General features: G+C 66.2%; 8 protein-coding genes. 1 reads left to right on the forward strand and 7 read right to left on the reverse strand.

Translation table 11 applies throughout. From position 1 onward, the window contains the following. Positions 1-144: 144 nt before the first annotated feature. Positions 145-1,512: an adenylosuccinate lyase gene (gene purB, locus GIW57_RS23340; protein WP_100460468.1), complete on the reverse strand. Its 1,368-nt coding sequence runs from the start codon at positions 1,510-1,512 to the stop codon at positions 145-147. A gap of 294 nt (positions 1,513-1,806) precedes the next feature. On the opposite strand from purB, the gene GIW57_RS23345 reads away from it, so the two are divergent. Then, entirely contained in the window at positions 1,807-3,255 is a 1,449-nt protein-coding gene (locus GIW57_RS23345; protein WP_236513090.1) for a class II fumarate hydratase, read from the forward strand. 82 nt (positions 3,256-3,337) lie between these two features. Here GIW57_RS23345 and GIW57_RS23350 read toward each other — a convergent pair whose 3' ends face one another. From GIW57_RS23350 to GIW57_RS23375, 6 genes are all read right to left on the reverse strand, one after another. Beyond that, positions 3,338-3,763 carry a hypothetical protein gene (locus GIW57_RS23350; RefSeq protein WP_100460466.1) on the reverse strand — a complete coding sequence of 142 codons (426 nt, stop codon included), beginning with the start codon at positions 3,761-3,763 and terminating at the stop codon, positions 3,338-3,340. A gap of 106 nt (positions 3,764-3,869) precedes the next feature. Further along, entirely contained in the window at positions 3,870-4,472 is a 603-nt protein-coding gene (locus GIW57_RS23355) for a DUF2884 family protein (protein WP_100460465.1), read from the reverse strand. 30 nt (positions 4,473-4,502) lie between these two features. Beyond that, positions 4,503-5,387 carry a DUF2807 domain-containing protein gene (locus tag GIW57_RS23360; RefSeq protein WP_236513092.1) on the reverse strand — a complete coding sequence of 295 codons (885 nt, stop codon included), beginning with the start codon at positions 5,385-5,387 and terminating at the stop codon, positions 4,503-4,505. A gap of 23 nt (positions 5,388-5,410) precedes the next feature. Next, positions 5,411-6,433 (reverse strand): hypothetical protein, encoded by a 1,023-nt coding sequence (locus GIW57_RS23365; protein ID WP_236513094.1) that lies wholly within the window; start codon positions 6,431-6,433, stop codon positions 5,411-5,413. Further along, positions 6,430-7,320 carry an ABC transporter ATP-binding protein gene (locus tag GIW57_RS23370; RefSeq protein ID WP_089236130.1) on the reverse strand — a complete coding sequence of 297 codons (891 nt, stop codon included), beginning with the start codon at positions 7,318-7,320 and terminating at the stop codon, positions 6,430-6,432. The genes GIW57_RS23365 and GIW57_RS23370 overlap by 4 nt, the downstream gene beginning before the upstream one ends. Beyond that, the gene (locus GIW57_RS23375; RefSeq protein WP_012511573.1) at positions 7,320-7,679 is read right to left on the reverse strand and encodes a GntR family transcriptional regulator; all 360 of its coding nucleotides are present in this window, start codon (positions 7,677-7,679) and stop codon (positions 7,320-7,322) included. Before GIW57_RS23375 ends, GIW57_RS23370 begins: the two co-directional genes overlap by 1 nt. Positions 7,680-7,776: the final 97 nt, after the last annotated feature.

A 7,776-nucleotide genomic window follows, 5' to 3' on the forward strand; every position in this document is an offset into this window, starting at 1 on the left:
GGTTCACGGCGTGTCCCGCTGGCCCATCCCGGCCCGCCCAGCTAGCAGCAATCCAGAGCCGCTTTTGACGTTGCCGTTGCCGTTGCCCTGGCAGTACAAGCCTGCCGCAGGCAGCGCCCGCGGCCGCCGCCGCAAGGAAAACCCTTAGATCTTCTTCGCCAGCGACTCGGCCAGGCCGGTATAGCTGCCCGGGGTCATGTCGAGCAGGCGCTGCTTGGCATCCGCCGGCAGCTCCAGTCCCTGCACGAACGTGCGCATCGACTCTGCCGTGATGCCCTGACCACGGGTCAGCGCCTTCAGCTGCTCGTACGGGTTCGGCAGGCCGTGGCGGCGCATCACCGTCTGCACGGCTTCGGCCAGCACTTCCCAGGCCGCATCCAGATCGGCGTCGAGGCGCTGCGGGTTCACTTCCAGCTTGCCCAGGCCCTTGGCCAGCGAATCCAGCGCCACTTGGCTGTGGCCGAATGCGGTGCCCAGCGCGCGCAGCACGGTGGAATCGGTCAGGTCGCGCTGCCAGCGGCTGATCGGCAGCTTCGCGCTGAAATGCTCGAACAGCGCGTTGGCGATGCCGAAGTTGCCTTCGGCGTTCTCGAAATCGATCGGGTTGACCTTGTGCGGCATCGTCGACGAACCGACTTCGCCTTCCTTCAGGCGCTGCTTGAAGTAGCCCAGCGAGACGTAACCCCAGATGTCGCGGGCCAGGTCGATCAGGATGATGTTGGCGCGACGGGCGGCATCACCGATCTCGGCGATGTTGTCGTGCGGCTCGATCTGCGTGGTGTACGGGTTGAACACCAGGCCCAGGCCGGTGACGAAGCGCTCGGCGAAGGCCGGCCAGTCCACGTCCGGGTAGCTGGCGATGTGCGCGTTGTAGTTGCCGACCGCGCCGTTGATCTTGCCGGTCAGTTCGACCGCGGCGATCTGCCGGCGCTGGCGCTCCAGGCGCGCGACCACGTTGGCCAGCTCCTTGCCCAGGGTGGTCGGCGAGGCGGTCTGGCCGTGGGTGCGCGACAGCATCGGCTGGCCCGCCTGGGCATGGGCCAGGGTGCGCAGGGCGGTCGCAATGCCGTCCAGGGTCGGCAGCACCACGTCGCGCCGGGCCTGTTCCAGCATCAGGCCGTAGCTGAGGTTGTTGATGTCTTCGCTGGTGCAGGCGAAATGCACGAACTCCAGCGCCGGTGCCAGCTCGGCATCGTCCTTCAACTGCTCCTTGATGAAGTACTCCACCGCCTTGACGTCATGGTTGGTGGTGCGCTCGATCTCCTTCACGCGCGCGGCCTGGGCCGGGCTGAAGCCGCTGGCCAGCGCACGCAGGCGGACGATGGCGGCGTCGGAGAACGCGGCCAGCTCGACGATGCCCGGCTCGGCGGCCAGGGCCAGCAGCCACTCCACTTCAACCGTGACACGGGCCTTGATCAGGCCGTACTCGGAGAAGATCGGGCGCAGGGCGTCGACCTTGCCGGCATAGCGGCCATCGAGCGGGGACAGGGCGAGCAGGGCGGATTCGGACATGTCGGCAGGGAAGGGCGAGCGGCGGGGGCCATATTCTACGACGTGCCGGGCGGGAGCGCCCTGTAGAGCCGAGCCTACGCTCGGCTGCTCCTCAGACGCCAGACCGCAGATGCAGCCGAGCGTGGGCTCGGCTCTACAACACAATCGGCCCTGCCGATGAAACGATCTGGCCCGTCCTCGCCATCCCACGCTGCGGACAAGGGAGTATCGTTGTCGCAGCCGCCAGCCCGGGAAGCGACACCCTGCCAGCCGCCGCTTCCCTTTCCCCAACCGAAGTAGTGCGGAGTTGATGCAATGAGCAAAGCTGCAAGCAAGAGCGCCCCCAAGGGTTTCCGGATCGAGCACGACAGCATGGGCGAACTGCAGGTGCCTGCCGACGCCCTGTGGGGCGCGCAGACCCAGCGCGCTGTACAGAATTTCCCGGTGTCGGGCCAGCGCATGCCGCGCGGCTTCATCCGCGCACTGGGCCTGGTCAAGGGAGCCGCCGCCGGCGTCAACGCCGAGCTGGGCCACTTGCCCAAGACAGTGGCCAAGGCGATCCAGTCTGCCGCTGCTGAAGTGGCGGACGGTACGTGGGACGCGCAGTTCCCGATCGACGTCTATCAGACCGGTTCGGGCACCTCCTCGAACATGAATGCCAACGAGGTCATCGCCACGCTGGCCAACCGCGCCGGCAAGGCAGGCAAGGCAGGCAAGACCACGGTGCACCCGAACGATCACGTCAACCAGGGGCAGAGCTCCAACGATGTGATTCCGACGGCGCTGCGGGTGTCGGCCGTGTTGGCCGCGCACGAACAACTGCTGCCGGCGCTGGTGCACCTGCGCAAAACCCTGGACAAGAAGGGCCGCAGCCTGCGCAAGGTGGTCAAGACCGGCCGCACCCACCTGATGGACGCGATGCCGCTGACCTTCGAACAGGAATTCGGTGCGTGGTCGGCGCAGCTGGCCTCGGCACAGGAGCGCATCGAGGACAGCCTCAAGCGCGTGCGCCGCCTGCCGCTGGGCGGTACCGCCATCGGCACCGGCATCAATGCCGACCCGCGCTTTGGTGCGCAGGTGGCCAAGGCACTGAAGCAGCAGACCGGCTTCAAGTTCGACAGCGCCGAGAACAAGTTCGAAGGCCTGGCCGCGCAGGATGATGCGGTGGAACTGTCGGGCCAGCTCAATGCGCTGGCAGTAGCCCTGATCAAGATCGCCAACGACCTGCGCTGGATGAATGCCGGTCCGCTGGCGGGCCTGGGCGAGATCGAGCTGCCGGCACTGCAGCCGGGGTCCTCGATCATGCCGGGCAAGGTCAATCCGGTGATTCCGGAGGCGACGGTGATGGCCTGCGCACAGGTGATCGGCCACCACACGGCGATCACCGTGGCCGGCCAGACCGGCAACTTCCAGCTCAATGTGACGCTGCCGCTGATCGCGGTGAACCTGCTTGATGGCATCGGCCTGCTGGCCAATGTGTCGACCCTGCTGGCCGACAGCGCCATTGCCGGCCTGAAGGTGCGCGAAGACCGTGTGGCCGAAGCGCTGGCACGCAATCCGATCCTGGTGACCGCGCTGAACCCGATCATCGGCTACGAGAAAGCCGCAGCCATCGCCAAGCGTGCCTACAAGGAGCAGCGCCCGGTGCTGGACGTGGCGCTGGAAGACAGTGGCCTGGCCGAAGCCGAGCTGCGCCGGCTGCTGGACCCGGCCGCGTTGACCGCCGGTGGCATCCAGGCCGGTGGCGGTGGTGCCGGCGGCTGATCTGCAATCTGCACTCTGTAGAGCCGAGCCTATGCTCGGCTCTACAAACGGAAACGCCGCCCGGGAGGGCGGCGTTCTCGTTTCAACGACGGTCGGCGACGATGTTGCCGAAGGTCTCGGTGTAATCCTTGAACTCGGGAATGGTCTGCACCAGGTCCGGCGGAATCACCTGCATGCCTTCCGGTGGCACGATCTTCACCGGCTGCATGTTGGGGTCGGCCGGTGCGGCCACCAGCGTGTTCTGGCGCAGCACCTGCAGCGTGCCGAACATCGTCTGCAGCATGTGCTTCTGCTCGGCGTTCAGTGGGATCAGGATCTCGTCGATCTTCATCTGACCGTCGGGCAGGATGATGATGTTCGGCGCCGGCTGGCGGCGCACGGTCACGATGCTTTCGCTGACCGAGATCTTCGGTTTGCCGCGCTCGGCGCGGTGGTTGCGGTAATCCTGGTCACAGCCGACCAGGCCCAGGCAGAGCAGGGCGGCCAGCAGCAGAAACAGCTTTTTCATGGCGGTTCAATGAAGTGCATCCGGGGGCGCCATTGTAAGCCCGCCGGGGCGCAGCGGCCGGCAACGCCTGCGCGCTGCCGGCCGGGTGCGCTGATCTGTCACAGGGTCAGCGGTTGACGACGGTGTCCTTGCCGCAGTCGTCCACATCGCTCTGGTCCATCGTGGCGTAGGGCTTGAACGCCGGCAGCGAGGCCGCCAGGGCCTGCTGGCTGGCCAGCATGGCCGGCATGCGGTCGCAGATGCGCTTGGCCTGCGCCTCGATCTTGGCGGCCTCGGCGTTGATCCGCTTCTCGATGCCTTCGCTGTCGCCGCTGAAGATGCCCTTCAGTGCTTCACCGGCAGCGTTGGCACCGAGCTTGGCGCCCGCCAGGCCCACATCCATGCCGTCCATCGCCACCGCCACCACATGGCCGCGGTAATCGAGCAGCTGGCGGCGCTGGCCCTCGTCCAGCGTTACCTGCTTGCCGCCGATCAGCAGCTGTCCCTGCGGGGTGATCTCCGCGCGCGGCTGGTTGTCAGCGGAGATCTTGATGTTGCCCTCGGCAATTTCCTTGCGGGCGTCGTCCATCGCTTCCTTGACGGTCTGGCCGACGCCCCCGGCGGTCTCGGCCACCGCCTTGCCGGCGGTCTTGTCGGGGCTGGAGGTGTCGCCACAGGCGATCAGTGGCAGGCACAGCAGGGCAGCAGGCAGCAGGCGCAGCAGGTTCATGGCATTCCCCTCGAATCGGATGGTTGGGCGTTACTTGCCGCGGGGCAGGGTGACGGTGCCGGCCACACTGCGGTGCTGGACGTCGCCGCTGCCGCTGTGCTCGACGGTGAGGTTGCCGCGCACGCCATCGACATCGATATCACCCGAGCCGTGGCTGCGTACACGGACATTGCCGCCGACCTGCTCGATCTCGACATTGCCGGAGCCGACCACACCGATCTCGAGGTTGCCCTGCACCTGCTTGAAGCCGATGTCGCCGGAGCCGACGGTATCCAGCCGCGCGTTGCCACGCACGTCGGTCACCTTCAGGTCACCGGAGCCGACGGTGCCGACGCTGGCATCACCGCCGATGTTGCGGGCGTTGACGTCGCCCGAACCCAGCGAGAGCAGGTTGAACGATGCGGCGCCATCAACGTCCAGGTCGCCCGAACCCACGGCGGCATGCACGCTGCCGCGGGTGCCGCGGGCGATGCCATCACCGGAGCCCACGTCCATGCTCAGCGACTGCGCGTTCTCGATGCTGCCATCGCCGGAACCGATCTTGAACTGCAGCGGCAGGTTGTCCGGCACGCTGCCACGGATGTCCAGCCAGGCATAGTTGTTGCCCATCGACAGCGAGCCGCGGCTGTCGCGGCGCAGGCTTACCACCAGCTTGTCACCCACGCGCCGCTGGTCCAGCACCAGCTGGTCCAGCCAGTCCTTGTTGGACGCGCAGGCGCGGCCCTCGAGCTGGCCACCGCCAGCGCTGGCGACCACCTTCAGGTCATGCTGGTTGATCTCGAACACCACCGCCTTGGCGCCGGCGGTGTCGATCTTCAGCGCGCGCGGCGCGGAGAACTTGCAGTTCGGTGCATCGGCGGCCAGCGCCGACAAGGGCAACAGCAACAGCGCACTACAGGCAATCAAGGAACGCATGGGTGGTGCCTCCAGGTTGAAGATCAGATTTCGCCAGCGCGCTTGCGCAGGCGGATGGCGATGAAGATGAAGACCACGCCGAAGGCCGCACCGATCCACAGGCCGGGCATTGCCAGCGACTTCAGCTGCGCGGCGGGCGACATCAGGGCGACGATCGAGTTCAGATCCTGCCTGGATTCGCCGCCGGCGCGGTACAGCAGGTCCATCCCCGGCATCGCACCCAACAGCAGGCGACCGACGATGTGCTGCCAGAACCAGCCGGTGGTCAGGTCGAACAGGTGCATCAGCTTGGTGGTGCTGACGATGATGCCGGCGAACAGCGGCAGCATCACCGCCCACAGGAACGGCTTGCTCCGTGCCCACGCCGAGCACAGCAGCAGCCAGCCGGCAGTAGGCAGCGCCCACAGGGCGTATACCGGGATGGACACGAACATGCCCAGTACCAGGCTCATCGGGTTGGCCGGGCCGATGATCAGCTGCATCGCGTCACCGCCATGGGAGACCACCACCAGGCACAGCACCAGCATGAACACGAGCAGGGTCAGGCTGGACGCGATGATGGCGATGAGCGGTGCGACGATCAGTGCACTGAACACCTTGGACAGCACGGTCTGGGTATCCGACAGCGGCAGCGACTTCCAGAACAGGATGCTGCGGTCGCGGCGGTCGTCATACAGCGCGCCCAGGCAGTAGAAGAACACCACGAACGCGAGCACGATCAGCGGCCATGACGAGGTCAGTACCATCGCCAGGTCCAGGCCGTTGCCCAGATCGGCCATGTCCTTGGCGCTGATGTCGCGGGTCAGCACGGCCAGATCCAGACCATTGATGTTCACGCTCTCGCCGTCGATGTGCAGGCCGCCATCGCGCGCGGCACGATGCAGGGCGAACAGGCCCAGGCCGATGCCGATGCCGCTCATCAGCAGCGAAACGATGCCGGCGATCACCGGGGCGTACAGGAAACCACCGCGGTTTTCCCAGTATTCGCGCTTGAGCAGCCAGCGCAGGGTGCCTGCAGGGCTGACAGGATGGTTGACGGCATTCATGCGTAGGTCCCCTTCATGACAGCGACGAACAGATCGGCAAGGCCGGCGTTGCGGGTTTCGCCCAGGCTGGCCAGCTGGCTGCGTGGCACCCCGTCGAACAGCAGGACGGTCTTGCCGAAGGCCTGGCTGCGCTCGTCGATGGGCTTCAGTGCGCGGGCGGTTTCAAGCTGATCGGCGCCGACCAGCAGTTCGGTATAGCGCTCGCCGACCTCGTCCATTTCCGCGTTGAGCACGATGCGGCCATCGCGGATGAACATCACGTCGGTGAGGATGTGCTCGATCTCCTCCACCTGGTGGGTGGTGACGATGATGGTCTTCTGCTCGTCGAAGTAGTCTTCCAGCAGGCGCTGGTAGAACTCCTTGCGGTACAGGATGTCCAGGCCGAGCGTGGGTTCGTCCAGCACCAGCACCTTGGCGTCGATGGCCATCACCAGGGCCAGGTGCAGCTGCACGATCATGCCCTTGGACAGTTCACGCACGCGCTGCTTGGGCTGCAGCTTTGTGTTGGCCAGGAAACGCTCGCAACGGGCACGGTCGAAGCGGGGGTGCACGCCGGCGACGAAGTCGATCGCCTCACGCACCTTCAGCCAGCGCGGCAGCACGGCGACATCGGCGATGAAGCAGATGTCATTCATCAGATCGTCGCGATGCGCGCGCGGGTCACGGCCAAGCACGCTCAGCTCGCCTTCCACCGAGGTCAGGCCGAGCACCGCCTTCAGCGCGGTGGTCTTGCCGGCACCATTGGGGCCGATCAGGCCGATGATCCGGCCGGCCGGTATGGAGAAGCTGGCGTTGTCGAGCGCGAGCGTGTTCTTGTAGGCCTTGCGAAGGCCTCGGGCGGTAATGACAGCGTCGCTTGGCACAGCGGTAGTGGGACTGGCATTCATCAGAATTTCCCCTGGGGCAACAATTCGTCGAGACTCAGGCCCAGTCGCTGGATGCGCTCCAGAACGGCCGGCCATTCTTCGTTGAGGAAGCGTTCGCGCTCGCTGCTGCGCAGCTGCGTGGCCGCCTGTTCGGTCATGAACATGCCCAGACCGCGGCGCTTCTCGACCAGGCCTTCATCGGCCAGCTCCTGGTAGGCGCGCGAAACGGTGATGGGATTGAGCTGGTAATCGGCGGCCACCTGGCGCACCGAAGGAAGGGCATCGCCCGGCTTGAGGATTCCGTCAAGCATCATGGCGATCACGCGTTCCTTCAGTTGGCGGTAGATGGGAGCGCCGTCGCTCCACTGGATGTCGCTCATATTCAGCTCCGTGGGGTCAGCGGCTGTGCGAACGAGAAATACGGCATGGACAGGGAGCTGTGCAGCCGACGCGGGGGGGAGGGGGAGGGAGCGGCAT

Origin of the sequence: Stenotrophomonas sp. PA-6-5C, from assembly GCF_021605635.1 — a bacterium.
Classification (GTDB): Bacteria; Pseudomonadota; Gammaproteobacteria; order Xanthomonadales; family Xanthomonadaceae; genus Stenotrophomonas; species Stenotrophomonas lactitubi.